Origin of the sequence: Pantoea sp. ANP04, assembly GCF_041982285.1 — a bacterium.
Lineage (GTDB): Bacteria > Pseudomonadota > Gammaproteobacteria > Enterobacterales > Enterobacteriaceae > Pantoea > Pantoea eucalypti.
On record NZ_JAUTYS010000004.1, the window covers coordinates 108,971 to 124,832 of the forward strand.

12 protein-coding genes are annotated in these 15,862 nt (G+C 60.0%); 6 read left to right on the forward strand and 6 right to left on the reverse strand.

Annotation, left to right across the window (positions count from 1 at the left end; all coding sequences use genetic code 11):
* Nucleotides 1-2: 2 nt before the first annotated feature.
* Complete coding sequence (locus Q7C21_RS07345) at nucleotides 3-266, forward strand: barstar family protein (protein WP_286863612.1); 264 nt, start codon at nucleotides 3-5, stop codon at nucleotides 264-266.
* Here Q7C21_RS07345 and Q7C21_RS07350 read toward each other — a convergent pair.
* The 4 genes from Q7C21_RS07350 to Q7C21_RS07365 form a co-directional block, all read right to left on the reverse strand.
* A complete protein-coding gene (locus tag Q7C21_RS07350) occupies nucleotides 263-2,629 on the reverse strand; it encodes a virulence factor SrfC family protein (protein WP_008926243.1) in 2,367 nt (788 codons plus the stop codon). The two genes, Q7C21_RS07345 and Q7C21_RS07350, sit on opposite strands and share 4 nt — an antisense overlap.
* Nucleotides 2,626-5,589 (reverse strand): virulence factor SrfB, encoded by a 2,964-nt coding sequence (locus tag Q7C21_RS07355; RefSeq protein ID WP_039660289.1) that lies wholly within the window; start codon nucleotides 5,587-5,589, stop codon nucleotides 2,626-2,628. The genes Q7C21_RS07350 and Q7C21_RS07355 overlap by 4 nt, the downstream gene beginning before the upstream one ends.
* Before the next feature lie 2 nt (nucleotides 5,590-5,591).
* Nucleotides 5,592-6,977: an SrfA family protein gene (locus Q7C21_RS07360; RefSeq protein ID WP_375150561.1), complete on the reverse strand. Its 1,386-nt coding sequence runs from the start codon at nucleotides 6,975-6,977 to the stop codon at nucleotides 5,592-5,594.
* Nucleotides 6,978-7,148: 171 nt separating this feature from the next.
* On the reverse strand, nucleotides 7,149-8,321 hold the full coding sequence (locus tag Q7C21_RS07365) for a benzoate/H(+) symporter BenE family transporter (protein WP_192377575.1): 1,173 nt from the start codon (nucleotides 8,319-8,321) through the stop codon (nucleotides 7,149-7,151).
* 121 nt (nucleotides 8,322-8,442) lie between these two features.
* Here Q7C21_RS07365 and Q7C21_RS07370 point away from each other — a divergent pair, with 121 nt between their 5' ends.
* The 3 genes from Q7C21_RS07370 to Q7C21_RS07380 all read left to right on the forward strand — a co-directional run bounded on the left by Q7C21_RS07370 (nucleotide 8,443) and on the right by Q7C21_RS07380 (nucleotide 10,068).
* A complete protein-coding gene (locus Q7C21_RS07370; protein ID WP_375150562.1) occupies nucleotides 8,443-9,000 on the forward strand; it encodes a helix-turn-helix domain-containing protein in 558 nt (185 codons plus the stop codon).
* 66 nt (nucleotides 9,001-9,066) lie between these two features.
* Nucleotides 9,067-9,492, forward strand: a complete 426-nt coding sequence (locus tag Q7C21_RS07375; protein ID WP_375150563.1) for a MarR family winged helix-turn-helix transcriptional regulator — start codon at nucleotides 9,067-9,069, stop codon at nucleotides 9,490-9,492.
* A gap of 15 nt (nucleotides 9,493-9,507) precedes the next feature.
* The gene (locus Q7C21_RS07380) at nucleotides 9,508-10,068 is read left to right on the forward strand and encodes an isochorismatase family protein (RefSeq protein WP_375150564.1); all 561 of its coding nucleotides are present in this window, start codon (nucleotides 9,508-9,510) and stop codon (nucleotides 10,066-10,068) included.
* A 44-nt stretch (nucleotides 10,069-10,112) separates the two neighbouring features.
* Here Q7C21_RS07380 and pqqU read toward each other — a convergent pair whose 3' ends face one another.
* A complete protein-coding gene (gene pqqU / locus Q7C21_RS07385; RefSeq protein ID WP_375150565.1) occupies nucleotides 10,113-12,233 on the reverse strand; it encodes a TonB-dependent receptor PqqU in 2,121 nt (706 codons plus the stop codon).
* A gap of 193 nt (nucleotides 12,234-12,426) precedes the next feature.
* On the opposite strand from pqqU, the gene Q7C21_RS07390 reads away from it, so the two are divergent.
* Nucleotides 12,427-13,287, forward strand: a complete 861-nt coding sequence (locus tag Q7C21_RS07390) for an NAD(P)-dependent oxidoreductase (protein ID WP_375150566.1) — start codon at nucleotides 12,427-12,429, stop codon at nucleotides 13,285-13,287.
* Nucleotides 13,284-14,063: a helix-turn-helix transcriptional regulator gene (locus Q7C21_RS07395; RefSeq protein ID WP_375150567.1), complete on the forward strand. Its 780-nt coding sequence runs from the start codon at nucleotides 13,284-13,286 to the stop codon at nucleotides 14,061-14,063. Before Q7C21_RS07390 ends, Q7C21_RS07395 begins: the two co-directional genes overlap by 4 nt.
* On the opposite strand, the gene leuA is transcribed toward Q7C21_RS07395, so the two are convergent.
* Nucleotides 13,984-15,699 (reverse strand): 2-isopropylmalate synthase, encoded by a 1,716-nt coding sequence (gene leuA, locus Q7C21_RS07400; RefSeq protein ID WP_375150568.1) that lies wholly within the window; start codon nucleotides 15,697-15,699, stop codon nucleotides 13,984-13,986. The two genes, Q7C21_RS07395 and leuA, sit on opposite strands and share 80 nt — an antisense overlap.
* Nucleotides 15,700-15,862: the final 163 nt, after the last annotated feature.

The following is a 15,862-nucleotide window of genomic DNA, read 5'->3' on the forward strand; positions in this document are numbered from 1 at the left end:
TCATGCTTAATCTGACCTTTGACCTGCGTCAACTCACCACGCGCGCGGCCTTTTATCAGGCGCTTGCTGATCAGAGCGGCTGTCCGCAGACGTTCGGACATAATCTGGATGCGTTATGGGACTGGCTGACGGGTGGGATGGCGCTGCCTGCTACGGTCTGGCTGCAGCACTATGCTGCGCATCATGCCGATTTAGCGCCAGTGCTGGCGCTGCTGGAAGAGGCGGCGCAGTCGCTGGAGGGCGAACTGCGCCTGATCATTGATTAAGCGCGCAGTGGCCTGAGCAGGGCAACCAGCGCTTCACGGGCTGCCAGTGGCAGATCGCCGCCGCCGGTATAACCATTGTTCTCAATGATGACCTGATTCAGCCCCACCAGCCAGTCGTAGATATAATAGGCAGTATGGTTAGCCGGGGCAGCCGAGAGTTTGGTCAGACGCTGACCGGCACTGAAGCTGACGCTGGGCGCCGGAGGACGTGAGAATATCACCTGACCCCGGTTAACGCGGCTGTCGGGGCGTTCGCTTTCAGGGCGCTGTAAAAAGCCGAGCCAGGCAACAAAATCCCCCAGCACCGTCATCGCCCGCGTCACCTGACGATCGGCGCGTGATTCATGGCTGACGCTCTGCGAATCGGGTTCATGCAGCGCCTGCTGCAGTTTCTGCGCGATATCGGTACGGAAACCGGCCGTGATTAACTCTTCAACCAGCCACTCCATCGTCGCCTTGTCCACGTTGAGCAACGCCAGCAGGCTGCGGTTTTCCGGCAGCTGACGCAGATGATCCAGCCACAGCAGCAGCACCTGACGCGGGAACTGCTGAGCGCTTTGCAGGCTCTGACGCGGCTGAACCGGTGCTTCGGCCGGGCTTTCACTGAACAGGTCAAATTCGAACCCGATGCCGAACTGATTTTCCGGTGCCTGGCTGTTCGCGGGTTTGCTGCCCTGTAATGCTGACTGATTAAGCCAGAGCTGGCGCAGCGCCTCACGCGGCGGCTGCAGGCGTTCCAGAAGTTCGCCATGCAGGCCAGTACGATGCTGCAAACACTTCAGCAGCGTGTCGGCGATGTTCTGTTTGCGTGCCGCCTGTTCCGGACTGGCACCCGCTTCGGTCCAGGGCAGTAAACGCCGCTCTACCACGGTGTGCTGAATCTGCGCCAGCTGAGCCAGCAGCAGGTCGCGGCGGGCTTCCGGCTGCATCTCATCCTGTAACCAGCTTGCCATGCGGTCGACTCCCGCACGATCCAGTGCCAGCATCGATCCCCAGTGCTGACCCGGTTGTCCCATCTGACGCTGCACCGCTTCATCCACATTGACCAGCTGATGACGGGCATCGAACGGGGTAATCGCCCAGATCAGGCGCGGTTTCTCTGCCGATTCCTGAGCGGGCTGCTGACGCTGCCATTCGCGCAGCGTTTCGCTGGCGAGATCCACATCCTGACGGTGACTGGCTGCGGTACAAACCAGCAGCAGGTCAATCGCCTGACGCGCGGCATAAAGACCAGGCAGCAGGGCGCGTTTCTGCGCCAGCAGCTGCGCACGCAGGGGATCCTGCTGTTGCAGACGCTGACGATCTTCCTGGGTGGCCGCATCACCGGACTGACCCGGCGCGGGCAGCTCCAGCATGTCGGCATCATCATAGAGGGCGGTACGCGGCGTCGAACTAAGTGGCGCCAGCACTTCCAGCGTCAGCAGCGCCAGTAATCCCAGCGGAACGTTCTGCGCCTTGCCGATGCGGTTACCGTTCAGCGGGCAGACTTCGACCAGCTGCTGCTGATCCTGCTCGCTGGCTGGCACAATCAGCTGCTCAGCCGGCAGCAGCGAGGTGTCGGTCAGCAGGCTCAGTGGCGCGATTACGCGGGTGCTGTTACGCAGCTGATGACGAAGATGCAGCAGGCTGCGCAGCATCTCGTTCAGTTCCGGCTGAGCTGGCCACAGCAGAGAAAAGAGCTGCACCCGGTCGTCAACGCTGAGCCACGGCGCCAGCTCAACCGCCTGCGGCCAGAAATGACGGTCCAGCCGCACATCGTGGTGTGAACGACGACGGCACCAGGACCAGAGCGTGACCAGTGCATCACCGTCAAGACCGGCCAGCGGCGTAGCGAGGCGATGACGCTGCAGGCGCTGCAGTGCGCTGTCAATCTGCGCGGTGTCAGGCGACGTCTCTCCGGCACACGCGACCATCAGCCGCACAATCTCCGCTTCGCTCAGCAGCGTCAGTTCAACCGGCCACTCATTTGAGAGCGGCTCGCGCTGATGGCTGAAACGGGTCGCGGTAGCAAAGTCGAGATTGCCGGGATTGATGTGCTGAAACCAGCTCAGCTGTTTATCGCCCATGCGGGTCACGAGCTGGCCCTGCGCATCAGCCACCATTTCGTTCAGCAGCCAGGCTTTGCCCGCCTGTGACTGTCCAAACAGTGCCAGCGTCACCGGACGTGCGACCTGCTGCGCCAGTGCCTGCGCCTGTACGCGCGCCTGACGCAGCTGCAGCGTCAGGGTTTCGGCTTCCAGCGCCAGTCGTGGCGACTGCTCGCGGGTAGTTTCAATCCACGTCAGGCTGTTATTCAGGGCGTCCTGCAGCAGGCTAAGGCGTTTTGCCAGCGTTTGCGGCTGACGAGGTTTCAAAGCTTTCATCGTTTACACACGCTCCCGCTGTCAATCCAGTATTGCGCATTGGCATTGCCGGTCGCCGACAGGGTATTCAACTTCAGACTTAACTGCTCCAGCGGCACGCGGGTGCCATCATCCAGGCGCGCATCGCTCAGCACCAGGGTTTCCGGGCCGGAGGCATCGGGGCCGGCTTTTACGGCCAGTTTGATGCGCAGCACGCTCTCACCGGCCACCTTACGCGCCAGCGTGGTGTCGTTCAGCGTCAGGCTATAGAGCGGCGAGGCGGGCCAGCGCTCGTTATCAAGCTGACGGAAGCCGAGACAGACGTTACCACGAATACGGAAACTGCTTTTTTTATCCAGCGCATAGCCAGGATTGTCGAGGTCAATTTCGCTGTAGCACAGGTTCTCATCCGTTAGCGCCTGGTTTTCGTCAAGCATGCCAAGATAGCGAATGGTCGAATAGGGTTCAAAATCGCCCGCGCGGAACCAGAAGCTGCTGAGGCGGAGATCCAGCGCCAGCAGACAGAGCATCGCGCCGACTGCCGCTGTGGATTTCGGGTTGTCGATGCGCCCATGTTTGTTAAACGGATACCAGTCGCTGGTGTGATAGCCTTCCAGCGACAGAATACGGCTGCCCGGCAGCGGCTGCAGATGACGGACCAGCGCCTGAATACCCGGGAAGCGCGACGGGCGACCGGTCAGCAGCAGCACGTCGCACTGATAGAGCGACACCACTTCACACATTGAGCGCAGCGCCGGAATAATTGCCATCCGGTGCTGCATAAATTCGCCATGCAACTGGGCCAGACTGACCACCAGCGGCACCTGCAGCAGGTCAAAACGGCTATTGCCACCCAGTTCGCGCTGAATTTCACCGTTAACAAACGCCAGCACCGCGTCGCCCGGAGGCTGATCGACCAGCTCGCCAAACAGCGCGTTGATCTCGGCGTGACTTTCCAGCGGATCCCAGTTTTCGTAACGCTCCAGCACTGCCTGCGCCAGCGGAATAAACAGCTGTAAGGTGACCTGCTGACGCAGTGTCGCCTGACCGTCCATGCGGCTGTCGTGACCAAACAGCTTGTTCATCAGCGGTTCTGCCAGCGTCAGACCTGCTTTCTGAAGATGCTGCTGCAGCGCCGGTAAAATCCACAGCTGAATCACATCCAGCAGGATATCGTCGCCTGCCACTTTAAAGCCTTCGCGGAACAGCAGGCGCGGGGTGATTTTGACATTGTTGCCCTGACCATCGTCCAGACGATACTGGGTGATGGCGAGGTCAGTGGTGCCGCCGCCGATATCAATCGAGGCGATACGCAGGCTTTTTCCTGGCAGTTCGTCGGCCTCACGCGGACGGTCCGGACGCGCCATGCTGCTGAAGAAGTCTTCGGCACGACCGGCAAAGTTGACCTGGGTTTCATTGAACAGCCAGACCATCTGACCACAGGTCGCTTCATCCCACTCCATCTGCACATCCGGCAGCGGTTTCGGGGTCTGACGCGACAGCGAGGGGGTAAATTCATCTTCGTCCGCCAGCCAGCCTTCCGCTTTCCAGACCAGCGCCAGCGCTTCCTGCATCCGGCGGCGGAAAATTTCACGCTCCGGCTTTGGCATCGCCGATGGCAGCGTCAGGATCACATGGCGCAGCTGACGCGGCGCGTGGCTCTGTGGCATGCGCTGACGCTGTGCCGCGCTGTTCATCTGCATCAGCGCCTGAGCCAGCAGCTCACACAGCATAAAGGTCATTAGCGAACTGCGGCTGTAGTGCGGCGAAAAGACCGGCAGACGATCGTCCGGTGCCAGCGTAGAGAGCGGCTGGCCTTCGTCGTTCAGCAATGTGGTAAAGGGTGCGGCGTAGGCCAGCGGTTCAGCCTGATCGCCAGGGGTGTTAAAGCGCCAGCCTGGCTGATAGCGCGCTTCATCCCACAGATAGCGGCGCGGGCTGGAGAGGCCGGTGCTGCCTTCCAGTCCCACACGCTGCAGGGCCAGACGGCTTGCTTCACGTCCAACGCGCGTCAGAGACGGCCACATAAAGGCCTGTTCACGACCGCTTTCCAGCGAGAAATTCGCTTTACCAAAACGGGTTTCGGCAAACTCCAGACGGCTGTCAAACAGCTCGTTATAAACCTGATGCGGCTCGGAGAGATCGCGCAGCTGCAGCTCATAGGTCTGCTTCAGGCCGTTGCTCTCTTCCGGGTGATCTTCCACCAGAACGCCGCAGGTATGGGAGTTGCCGACATCCAGAATGATATCGACATTGACCGCGGGGGTCTGCAATGTAGCGGCCTGAATGTGAATTTCGCTGAGGTCGAGCTGTTCGCCCAGCAGCTCCAGCAGATTGAGGTAGTGCGCCTGATACTCAAACTCGCGCAGTGCCTGATTAATCGCCTGTTCGCGGCGATCGGACACGCGGTCGGTAAAGGATTCGCGCAGCCAGCCGTCAACCCAGGTCAGATCAAGAAATTCGCCCAGCTCGTAGTTGTGCCAGGCGAGCGCAAAGGTCACGCCATTTTGTGCATCAGCAGGGCTCAGGCCGAGCTGCTCGCCACCGTCCTGTTCCGCCACGCAGCGGGTGTCGAAAGCCAGGCTGACGCGATGGGTATTGCCCGCCGCATCAGGAGTGGGCAGGGCAACCAGGCGCATCCGCGCCCAGTTTTCAGGGCCACCAATAAAGCGACGTCCGCTGGCACAGCGCAGCATCGGCAAGGGCAGCCAGCAGGCTGACAGCAGGGTCAGGGAGTCTGCCAGGGCGATATCGGACTCCGGGCGCACCACTTCAGCGGCACCCCCATCTTCCGGATAGAGCAGAAACTTACCGCTGTTGCCATCGACCTTCAGGCGCAGCAGCGGGCCATTGGCGGTCTGGCGCACAAACTGGCGGCGCGCCGGGGTATCGGAGAGTTGCAGGCCAAAATCCAGAAACTGCACACCGCTGTTTTCAATCAGCGTAATTTTTTGTTTGTCATCGATCAGGGGAGCCAGCATCGTTATTTACTCTCACGCTTAATCGTCATCGGGAAAACCCGGTCTTCAGCATACTGCGCTTCACACACAGCGGCGCCTATACTCGCATGGCAGACCAGCAGCGGCATACGGTAGCGCGAATTGTTCTGGCACTTCGCCGTATAGCGGCTCTCAATAACCAGGTTACCCGCGCTGGTCATGGCGGCGCTGACATCGGCTTTACAGGTGGTATTACCCTGAGCGACCTGCACGCTGCCTTTGCCATTTTTAAACTGGAAGCGCATCACAGGCGGCTTACCGGTTGGCGTTTGCATCTGGTCGATAGTGACCCGCCAGCGGCCATCAATCACCTGTACCTGGCCTTCACGCACGGCGTCCGGCGTTACAATCAGATCATCAGCTTTAGCTGGCACCGGCGGCGTTACCACACTGGCAAGGGTAGCAGATGAGGCAGCAGGCGCGGCGTCGGTGGTGCCCGCGTTTGCCGGGACCTGAGGCCGCGACTCGGGTGGTTTCTCGGCCGTTACTGTCTCCGCAGGAGGCGTCTCAGCAGACGGTGTTGCCGCAACTGGTGCCTGACTCGCAACCGGTGTTGGAGTAGATACCGGTGCTGGCGTTGTAATCGTCGCTGTGGCTGGCTTCGTTGTCGCAACCGGTGTAACCACAGGCTCAGGCTTATGCAGCAGCACGGCCACCGTCACGGCAGCGGCAATCGCCACGGGCGGTAACAGATACCAGATGCGGAAAGGGCGGCGAGCCGCTACAGGCGCGGCTGGCTGAGGTTCTGCAGGCACCACAACCGGCAGCGGTTCAGCCGCCGCTTCGGGTTCAGGTTCGGGCTCAGCGATAATGATCGGCTCAGCGACCACGGGCGTGGCAGGCAGCTCAGGCAGCGGTTCAACCAGTGTAGCCGGCAGGTTTTCATCCAGCGTCTCACGCAGGCAGGCCAGTGCATCATCACGACTGCGTGCCTGGGCATCGACAAAGCCCCAGAAGGTGATAACCGGTTTACCATCAACCAGATAGACATACTGCTGGTCGGGGAATTGCAGGGTTTTGCTCAGCAGGGCACCAAACAGGCGCATCGACGGGTTCTCTGCCGCGCGCGCGCGCGTACTGAGTGCCTGCATATCCTGCTGACAGGCGGTAAGCTGCTGCAGTGCGGCGCGACGTTCATGATCGCTGGCGCCCAGCCAGGATTTCACCCGGCCGTTAATAGGGGAATACCAGTCGAGGCGATCGCCCCGATCATTAGCCTGGGGTATCGCCAGGCAATCTGCCAGTGCGCCCTGACGGCGCAGACGCAGGGTTTCACGAATTTGCAGTGCGGAGGCGAAGACCGGCTGGCCATTTTCACCTAACGCCAGAACCGCATCCAGATTACCGCTGCGCAGAATAGTTTTTGCCACCTGTTGGGCCCTTATCGGTCGTTGTCTGAGGCAGAAAATCGCGTGTTATCGACGATTAGGTTGATTTTACGCGGGGCAATGACAAATCAAACGGCAGAAAAGGAGGTAAATCCAGTGTTTTTTTCATCGGCGGGTGGAAAAATAACCGATATTTCAGCGGGTATCACGTCATCAGACGGTTCTGCGCACCAGCACCAGGTGAGCGATGATGCCGCCTGCCAGTCCCCAAAATGCCGGACCAATACCCAGCAGCGAAACACCCGACGCCGTGATCAAAAAAGTCACTAACGCGCTGTCTCGTTCGGCAGGCACATCGAGTGCGCGATGCAGGCTGCCGCCCAGCGTTGCCAGGAGTGCCAGACCCGCCAGCGCCTCGATCAGCACCGCAGGCAGCGCACTGAACAGCACGGCAATGAGCGCACCGGACACGCCCGCCAGCAAATAAAATATGCCGGCCAGCACCGCCGCCCGCCAGCGCTGCTGAGGATTTTCGTCGACCTCATCGCTCATGCAGATCGCCGCTGTAATCGCCGCCACGCAGACCGAAAAGCCCCCAAACGGCGACAGCAGCAGGCCAGTCAATCCTGTCCAGCTCATCAGTGACGAGACCGGCGGTCGGTAGCCGTGCGCCTGTAATGTGGCGATGCCGGGGGCATTCTGCGAGGCCATTGTCACCAGGAAGTAGGGCACGCCCATCCCCAGCAGCGTGGCCAGGGTAAAGTGCGGCATCACCGGCTCCGGCAGAGCCAGCATAATCGACTGCTGCGGAAAGTGGATGGCGTGCTGCGCCAGCGCAATCACAACGCCCACCAGCAGCGTCACCAGAATGGCATAGCGGGTAAGCCAGCGACGCGCCAGCAGCCAGGCCAGGCACATGCTGCCGCACAGCACAAAATTGCTCTGTAAATCGGCAAAGGTCTGAAGTCCGAAGCGCAGCAGAATACCCGCCAGCATCGCCGCTGCCAGTGAAGCGGGAATGTGGTTCATCAGCCGGGCAAACAGACCCGTCACACCCGACACGACAATCAGCAGGTTGGCGAAAACAAAGACGCCAACCGCCTCATTCAGCGAAATGCCGTGGAAACTGGTCGCCAGCAGTGCGGCGCCCGGCGTGGACCAGGCGGCCAGCACCGGCATGCGATAACGCAATGACAGCCCTATTGAGACAATTCCCTGCGCGAGGCCCAGCACTGACAGCCAGCCCCCAATCTGTGCGGGCGAGGCACCTGCCGCCTGAAACATCTGATAGATGATTGCGCCGCTGCTGCTGTAGCCCACCAGCACAGCAACAAAACCCGAGACCAGCATCGGCAGGGTAAAACGGGACGATTCCGCTCTCGTCATGATCAGACTCTCAGTAAGGTTGTGCGTTATAGCGCACATAGTCGCATGATGCGCTATAACGCACAAGTGTTACACTATTACCCTGGTGTCATAGACCCGTGACCGGAATTCAGGAGAGAAAATGGCAGATTTTCAGCAACACCTGAGCGGCGCGCTCAGACAGTTGCGCCAGGCCAATGGCTGGAGCCTGACACTCACGGCGGAGCGAACCGGCGTCAGTAAAGCGATGCTGGGGCAGATTGAGCGTGGTGAATCGAGTCCCACTGTGGCGACACTATGGAAGATCGCCACCGGTTTTAACGTGCCTTTTTCCTTTTTTATCGACGGCAGCGCACTACCTCCCGGCACAGCGACAGGATTCAGTCAGACTAATGCCGAAATGTCCGTGCGCTCGCTGCTGCCTTACGATCCACACCTCCGATTTGATCTGCTGGCAGTGGAGCTGGCAGCGGGCGCGCAGAGTCATTCTTCGCCCCATGAAGCAGGCTGCGTGGAGCAGGTAGTGGTGATTGAAGGTGAACTGCTGCTGGGTGTCGGGGATGTCTGGCGGCGTCTGCTTACCGGTGAAGCCTTTCAGTTCAGGGCCGACGTGCCGCACAGCTACCGGAACCCGCTCAGCACACTGCTGCGCTTCCACAGTCTGATTCACTACCTGCAACGCCCGGACGTTACAAATTGATACCGCAGCAAACTACACAGTTTACCTTCCTATCTTTATACTTTCGCTTATCGATGGAGACCAGTAATGAGCGATCTCACTGAATCTGCTGCCATGCTGCGGATGCTGGCAGGCAAACTGGGCCGCCGGTTACGCGAGTCGGCACCGCCTGGCGAACTCACCTGGTCGCAGGTGGCGGTGTTAGGCCATCTGGTGCGCGACGGGTCAATGACGGTAACGCAACTGGCGGCTGCCGAGGGCGTACGTACTCAGTCAATGGGCACAACTGTCGCTGGGCTGGTGGCGGCAGAACTGGTGACCGGCGAGCCGGATCCCCACGATGGTCGTAAAACCCGCTATCGGCCCACCGAATCAAGCCTCGCGGTGATTAGCTCAAGTCGCGCGATGCGCGATGACTGGCTGGTCCGGACGCTGGATGCGCGGCTTAGCCCGGCAGAACAGCAGCAGCTGACCGACATTCTCCCTCTATTGCAACGACTTACTGACGATTAACCCCGAGGATTCAACATGGCTGTCACCACACTTGATGCAAAAACTGCGCTGATTGTTATCGACCTGCAACATGGCATTGTGGCGCTGCCGCTGGTTCACGAACCGCAGCCAGTGATCGAACGTTGTGCCGATCTGGCCGAAGCGTTTCGCGCACACGATCTGCCGGTCGTGCTGGTTAACGTGGCCGGTGGAGCGCCAGGCCGCAACGAGCAGGCGCGTCACAGCGGCGAATTCCCTGCCGACTGGGCGACGCTGGTTCCGGCGATGACCCCGCAGCAGAATGATCTCACCGTCACCAAAAAAACCTGGGGCGCTTTTCATGCCACGTCACTGCACGATGAGCTGCAACAGCGCGGCATCACTCAGGTGGTGATTTGCGGTATTGCGACCAGCATCGGCGTGGAATCGACCGCGCGTCAGGCGTATGAGCTGGGTTACAACGTCACGTTAGCAACGGATGCGATGACCGATCTGAACATGGATACCCACAACAACAGCGTAAAATTGATCTTCCCGCGTCTGGGTGAAACCGGCAGCTGTGAGGATATTAAGGCGCAGTTGAAAACACGCGGCTGATTAGCGAGTAGATCCGGGCCACCGCCAGGGTGGCCCGGATGCTTTTAGCGGAAGGCGTAACCCAGCGTTAAACCGACACTGTAGTTACGGCCTGGTGCTGACTCGAAGTAGCGACCATTACTCTCATTCACAATCACTGAACCCACATAGTGCCGGTCAAACAGGTTATCGACCCGGCCAAACAGATCCAGCGTCCAGTTCTCAACCAGCCACTTATAGCCACTGTTCACCGCCGCCACGGTGTAGGACGGGGTATTCACGTTGTTCTGATCTTCAGCGGCGATCTGGCTCAGATAGCGAACCTCACTGCCTGCGTAAAATCCCTGTTCCGGCAGATAGCCGAGTCCGGCATAGGCCATGTTGCGGGCGATGCCAGGGATGCGATTGCCGTCACAGCTGTCGCTGCCACAGGCGTTGCTGCGGTAGCGCGCATCCAGCAGCGTATAGGCCATCTTCAGCCGCCAGTCCCAGGCGAACTGTTGATCCAGGCTTAACTCCAGACCGCGACGACGGGTCTGACCGGCATTTTTATAGGTCGTGCGGCCGCCGCTGCTGGCATCCGCCACAATCTCATCACGGGTGTCGGTCTGGAACAGCGCCGCGCTGACCAGGCCATTGCCGATGCGTTTTTTGCTGCCGATCTCCAGCGTGTCGCTGGTGGCCGGTTTCAGGCCCAGATTCAGGCCCGTCGCGTCATCTGAACGGTAAGACAGCTCATTAATGGTCGGAGTTTCAAAGCCGCGACCGGCAGAAACATAGGCATTCCAGCCCGGGTCAAAGGCATATTTCAGCGCCGCAGCGGGCAGCCATTTGTGATAGCGCGCCTCACCGCTGTCGTCACCGTTACCAGGCCGGATATAGAAGTCATTGGAGTCAAAGTTTACGGTGCTGAAGCGCACGCCGGCATCCAGCGACAGCTTATCGGTCAGCTGCCAGGCCGTCTGCAGATAAGGATCAAGCGTCCACATCAGATTGCGTTCATTGCGGCGCAGATTGCCCTGTTCACCCAACTGCGTCACGCCGTTGCTGACCGTGAAATTCTCATAACCCTTGCGGCGCTCGGTCATGGTTTCGTAGTCGAGGCCACCGGTCACGGCCACCGGAATCGACAGCAGCGTGTCGCGATGGGTCCAGCGGGTATCGACGCCCTGATAGTGGCGGGTCAGGGCGATGACGCCACCCGGATGAGACGGAGTGCGCTGAACAGCGGCAGGAATTGACTGGAACTGCGTGGTTTCGCGCATCCCGGCATAGAGCATCACGCTGAGGTCGTCGTTTTCACTCATCTGGCGCTGATAACGCAGGCCACCCTGAGTCTGATCCACCGTTTTACGGGTGTTATAGAGCGAAACGTTACTCACCACCTGACGCGGATTGTCACGCCATTGCGCTTCGGTTAAACCGCCAGGATCCTGTGCATCAATGTGAACGCTGTTAAACAGCAGCGTCAGGGTACTGACATCATCGATTCGCACGCCCAGCCGGGCATTGCCGAGGTTCTTTTGGGCAGCACTGTGATCGCGATAGCCGTGAGTGGTGAAGCGGGAGGCGGAGACCGTGTAGTTCACATCCCCGGCGTGGCTGCCGTCACCGGTCGCACCACTGGCTTTGACGCTGTTGCGCCAGCTGCCATAACTGCCGTACCAGTTGCTGGCTTCAAGCGTGGTTGGCTGCTGTCCCTGCTGGGTCGTCACGTTGATCACGCCGCCCGAGGCATTGCCATACAGCGCAGAAAAGGGGCCGCGCAGCACTTCGACATGATCAATTGAGCCGATATCAATATTGGAGGTTTGTGCCTGCCCATCCGGCATGGTGGCCGGGATGCCATCCACGTAGATGCGCAGACCGCGCACGCCGTAGGTTGAACGGGAGCCGAAGCCACGCATCGACAGCTGCAGGTCCTGTGCGTAATTCTGCCTGTTCTGGATCTGCAGACCCGGCACGCTGCTGAGGTTTTCCGACAGATTAACGCGCGGTGCTGCCTGACGCATATCGTCGCCGCTGACCACACTCAGGGCGGCAGGCGTGTCGAGTTCGTTAAGGCCCGTTTCCGGCGGCGCGGCCGTTACGACCAGCGTATTTTGATTATCTGCCGCCAGCAGCGGCAGCGGCAAAATGGCAGGCAACATCAGCAGCGTCGCCTGACGCAGAGAGATTATTTTCATTATCAGAGGCCTAAAAAAGAAGCGTAAATGAATCAGGTGGAACAATCGCCGCGTGTGGTAAGGGTTTGATGCGATGGGGTACACCGTTTCGGGCTGGATTTTTTTTCGGTTTACCGCCAGGCTGGAATTCAGCTTTTCCGTGATAAATCATCCGACAGGGTCGGATACAGACAGATAAACCAGGGGAGTCAACATGCAACAACCTGAAGTGGCGGTTCTGGGATTAGGCGCAATGGGGCACGCATTTGCCGCCAACCTGCTGAAAAAAGGCTTTCGCGTACACGGCTGGAACCGTACCCGCGCACGCGGTGAGGATCTGCTGGAGGCCGGTTTACAGCTGGCTGACTCGCCGGAAGAGGCGGTGCGCCAGGCGGATGTGGTGATTGCCATGCTCTCCGATGGCGACACCACCGAGCAGGTGCTGCATCAGGCGAAAGAGGCGTTTAAGCAGGGCGCGACGCTGTGCCAGATGGGTACCATTGGCATCGAGAAAACCGACGCGCTAATCGCCTTTTTCGCAGAAAAACGGCCCGATCTTTTACTGATCGACGCACCGGTCTCCGGCACAAAAGCGCCCGCAGAGAACGCACAGATTCTGGTGCTGGCCAGCGGCGATCAGAGCCGGGCGCAGGCGGCAGAAACGGTGTTTGCCGCCATCAGTAAAGGGACAAAGTGGCTGGGTGAGGCGGGCAAGAGCAGCCGCATGAAACTGGTCATCAACAGCTGGCTGATCGGCATGATGCAGAGCCTGGCGGAGAGTACCCAACTGGCCGGGCAGTTCGGCTTTTCCACCGACGATCTCTGGCAGGTGCTGGAGGGCGGTCCACTGGCTGCGCCTTATGCGAAAATGAAGCTTGGGATGATCGCCAGCGACGACTATACACCGCAGATGCATCTGATCTGGGCGCTCAAAGATGCCCGCCTGGCGCTGGATGCGGCAGAAACGCCATTACCGGCGCTGGAGAACATCGCGCAGTTCTGGCAGCAGGCGGTAGATGCCGGACACGGCGAAGAGGATCTGGCGGTCATCTACCGCTACCTGAAGGCGCAATGAGTCAGCAGCATTTTGACTTCAGTACGCGCCCGCTGGTGCCGCTGGCGCACGACTACCTGCACGGGGCCAGCGAACCCTGGCATCATCACGCCTGCGCCCAGCTGATCCATACTCTGAGCGGCGTGGTGCGGGTCGAGACAGAGTTTGGCAGCTGGGTTGTGCCGCCGAGTCGCGGCGTCTGGCTCCCGGCTTTTACCCGCCATGCGCTGCAGATTACCGGCAGCGTGGCGGCACGTACCCTGTTTATCGACCCACTGGCGCGCGCCGATCTGCCCGCCAGTTGTCAGGTGGTACAGATCTCGTCGCTGCTGCGTGAGTTAATCGTCACGGCCCTCAGCCTGCCGGAGCACTACAGCGCCGGGAGCCGGGCTGAGCGGGTGATGGAGTTAATTCTGGATGAGATTCGCGGCATGGATGTGCTGCCTTTTGCACTGCCGACACCCAACAGCCCCCGTTTACAGGCGCTGTGCGAGCAGATCAAGCAGACACCCGGTGAAAACTGGACGCTGCTGCGCGCCAGCGCCCAACTTAACGTTTCGGGCCGCACCCTGGCCCGTCATTTCATGCGCGAAACTGGCCTGCAGTTCAGTGACTGGGTGCGGCGCGCCCGTCTGGCCATCGCCCTGACGCGACTGGCGCAGGGCGACTCCGTGCTGCGGGTGGCACTGGAGCTGGGCTATGAAAGCCCCAGTGCGTTTAGTGCGATGTTTCGTCGTCTGCTGGGCGTTGCGCCCACGGACTATTTTCCCCCTCTAGAAACTGGCCTGCCGCGCTGAGCAGCGCCTGCAATGCGGCACGGGCCGTGTCGTTATCAATACTCACTCCCCAGGCCCGCACACCACGGACATCCACGCAGCTGATATAGGCCACCGAGCGGCTGTCACTGCGCCGTCCCAGCGTGTGCTCGTGATAGTCCTCAATGGTCAGATGCAAATCAAACGCGCTGCGCAGGGCATTCACCGCCGCAGAAAGCCAGCCATTGCCGCTGCCGGTCAGTGTCAGTGAGCGGTCCTGAACCACTACGCTGGCGCTGATCTGCGTCTGCCCGCCGCTGTCACTCTGGCTGTCAGCCCGCTGTAACGCCACCATGGGCTGTGTGACACCATACTGATGGCAGAAGAGCTGCCACAGCGCGTAGTGCGTCATCTCGCCACCGTGCCGGTCTGTCTCATGCTGAACACAGCGGCTGAAATCCTGCTGCAGCGAACGTGGCATTTGTAATCCATGATTCTGCTCCAGCAGCCAGGCCGCACCGCTTTTTCCCGACTGGCTGTTCACACGGATCACCGCCTCATAGCTGCAGCCAATGTCGGCTGGATCCAGCGGCAGGTAGGGCATCTGCCACGCTTTCTCCTGCCGTTCGGCGCGGATGGCGAACCCTTTTTTAATCGCATCCTGATGAGAACCCGAGAAGGCAGTAAAGACCAGTTCACCCGCATAGGGATGACGGGGATGAACCGGCAACTGGTTGCAGCATGTCACCACCTCAATCACCTCATGCATCTGGCTGAAATCGAGCTGGGGCGAAATGCCCTGGGTATAGAGATTCAGCGCCAGCGTCACCAGGTCCACATTGCCAGTGCGCTCACCGTTACCAAACAGGCAGCCCTCCACCCGGTCAGCGCCCGCCAGCAGGGCCAGTTCGGCACAGGCAACCCCGGTGCCGCGATCGTTGTGCGGATGCACGCTGATACAGACGGCGTCACGACGGCTGAAGTGACGGCAGAAAAATTCAATCTGATCGGCATAGACATTGGGTGTGTTCACCTCCACCGTGGCGGGCAGATTAATAATCATCGGCCGCTGCGCGTCAGGCTGCCAGACATCGGCTACCGCCTCGCAAATCTCCAGCACAAACTCCGGCTCGGTAAAGCAGAAGGTCTCAGGCGAATATTCAAAGGTCCAGTCAGTCCCGGGTTGCGCCTCGCATTCCGCGCGGATCTGGCATGCGCCCGCGATGGCCAGCTCTACGATTTCCGCTTTGCTCTGTTTAAATACCCGCTCGCGGAACAGCGGCGCGGTGGCGTTGTAGAGATGAACGATGGCACGCGGAACACCCTGTAATGACGCAAACGTGCGGGTAATCAGATCCTCGCGTGCCTGAGTCAGCACCTGTAACGTCACGTCCGCCGGGATGCGTTGCTGCTCAATCAGGTCGCGCACAAAATCGAAATCCGTTTGTGACGCCGAGGGAAAGGCGACCTCAATTTCGCGGAACCCGCAGCGCAGCAGCAGATCCCAGAATGCCATCTTCCGCTCCCGATCCATCGGTTCTGCCAGCGCCTGATTGCCGTCACGCAAATCGGTGGAGAGCCAGCGCGGGGCCTGGGTGAGCTGGCGTGAAGGCCACTGGCGATCGGGCAGAGACACGACCGGAGAGGCACGATATTTATCAGCAGGTTGGGTCAGCATAGTATTCTCCTTGTGTTTTTTTACCAGTCTGACGACAAGCCCTGCAAACCGCGCGCGCAACGCTGACAACCTGATGTGCAAAAGTGACAACACCCTCCGTGCGCTCTGGTTTGATGAATCCGCCTGGTGGGGTTAGCATGGTCGCCTGTTTAACTGGGTGGAC

Bases quoted from the DNA above. Each gene is read 5' to 3' on its own strand.
- Q7C21_RS07380 (WP_375150564.1), top strand. From the start codon at position 9,508: ATGGCTGTCACCACACTTGATGCAAAAACTGCGCTGATTGTTATCGAC.
- Q7C21_RS07370 (WP_375150562.1), top strand. From the start codon at position 8,443: ATGGCAGATTTTCAGCAACACCTGAGCGGCGCGCTCAGACAGTTGCGC.
- leuA (WP_375150568.1), bottom strand. From the start codon at position 15,699: ATGCTGACCCAACCTGCTGATAAATATCGTGCCTCTCCGGTCGTGTCT.
- Q7C21_RS07395 (WP_375150567.1), top strand. From the start codon at position 13,284: ATGAGTCAGCAGCATTTTGACTTCAGTACGCGCCCGCTGGTGCCGCTG.
- pqqU (WP_375150565.1), bottom strand. From the start codon at position 12,233: ATGAAAATAATCTCTCTGCGTCAGGCGACGCTGCTGATGTTGCCTGCC.
- Q7C21_RS07365 (WP_192377575.1), bottom strand. From the start codon at position 8,321: ATGACGAGAGCGGAATCGTCCCGTTTTACCCTGCCGATGCTGGTCTCG.
- Q7C21_RS07375 (WP_375150563.1), top strand. From the start codon at position 9,067: ATGAGCGATCTCACTGAATCTGCTGCCATGCTGCGGATGCTGGCAGGC.
- Q7C21_RS07355 (WP_039660289.1), bottom strand. From the start codon at position 5,589: ATGCTGGCTCCCCTGATCGATGACAAACAAAAAATTACGCTGATTGAA.
- Q7C21_RS07390 (WP_375150566.1), top strand. From the start codon at position 12,427: ATGCAACAACCTGAAGTGGCGGTTCTGGGATTAGGCGCAATGGGGCAC.
- Q7C21_RS07345 (WP_286863612.1), top strand. From the start codon at position 3: ATGCTTAATCTGACCTTTGACCTGCGTCAACTCACCACGCGCGCGGCC.
- Q7C21_RS07350 (WP_008926243.1), bottom strand. From the start codon at position 2,629: ATGAAAGCTTTGAAACCTCGTCAGCCGCAAACGCTGGCAAAACGCCTT.